At 68.2% G+C, this 1,291-nt stretch carries 1 protein-coding gene and 1 pseudogene; both read right to left on the bottom strand.

The annotated features are described in order from the left end of the window. Window positions 1-32: 32 nt before the first annotated feature. Window positions 33-875: a hypothetical protein gene (locus KYX17_RS31550; protein WP_243233719.1), complete on the bottom strand. Its 843-nt coding sequence runs from the start codon at window positions 873-875 to the stop codon at window positions 33-35. Between the two features lie 53 nt (window positions 876-928). Further along, window positions 929-1,291, bottom strand: a pseudogene (locus KYX17_RS31555) (hypothetical protein); the annotation flags it as partial.

Consider the following 1,291-nt stretch of genomic DNA (forward strand, 5'->3'; position numbering starts at 1 on the left):
TGATGGTTCGCCTGGGGCGTCCGCTCGCGGCCTCACCGCGGGAGGATCACAGCGACGGCGATCACGCCCAGGAGGAAGACGACCCCGACGGCGGCGTAGTAGCGCCACGCACTGCGGCGGGCGTTTCGATCGGGCCGGTCGCGAACCACGAGAGATGTAGGCCCGGGGTCGGCCGGTGCTGATGCCGGGGATCCATCGATCCTCTCCTCGTCGGCGGACGGGACCTGCGGCGGGGGCGCGGCTGCGATCGCCGCGCGTACCGCCTCGAGCACCGCGAACGTCCGCTGCCAGACGACGGGGTCTGCGACGGAGAGCTCGGCCGGACAGTAGAGGAAGAGCCAGCCCTGCGAGACCTGAACGTCGAAGGGAAGTGAGGGGTCATTCAGCAGCCGGACGAGCTGCGGGTCGAAAGTCGTCTGCGCCCACGCGACCGACTCGGTGGATATGTGTGCGGTGCCTTCGTCGCCGAGCGCGACCTGAGCCGCCCCGACGGGAAGCGCCGGCAGCTCTCTGGTTCTGCGGGCGTTCGACGTCTCCACCACCAGCTCCGGCGAGGGATCGGTCAGCGCGCACGCCACGTACCCCCAGGTCACGCTGAAGACATTGAGGTTGACGGTGTACGAGTAGGCGCAGTTGCCGATCTCGACCAGCGGTGGGCCCGGGATCCGCACCAGATTTCCCGCGCGCTGCAGGTGGCGCGCGTTTCCGCGTTCATCGCGGAAGAGAACGCCCGGCAGCGGCTGAGAACCGGTGCCCAGGTAGTACTCCCATCCGTTCGTCACTGCGAACGCATGGATGGCTTGCGCGTCGGGTTTCAGATTCTTGTCACGAAACGGCGGATCCACGAGCGGCGAGTAGTCGACAGCAAGCTCCACCCGCACATTGTCTCGCGACTATCGACCGGTGGGATGGATGTTTTCCGCGCAGGTCAGTGGAATGCGCCCAGGAGTGCCGCCACGCCCATTCCTGACACGGTGAAGCCGAGGACCACGGCGAGGACCACCCAGATGCGTCGGAAGTTGACGGCACCACCGTTGGAGCGCATGGGGAGTGGGGCTGGTTGGGGGACGGGGCCCTGACCGGTGGTGGTCGCGGGTGGGAGGGGTGCGGTGGTGTAGGGGGGTTCGTTCGGGATGGGTGGGCGTGGGGAGGCGATGGGGGTGCGTGGTTCGGGGAGGCGGCTGCCGAGGCGGGTGCGCAGTGCGCTGATGAGGGCGAGTAGTCGTTGCCAGACGGCGGGGTCTGGGACGGCGAGTGGGTGTGGTGCGTAGAGGAAGAGTGAGCCGGCGTT

Source organism: Microbacterium sp. CIAB417 (genome assembly GCF_022788845.1).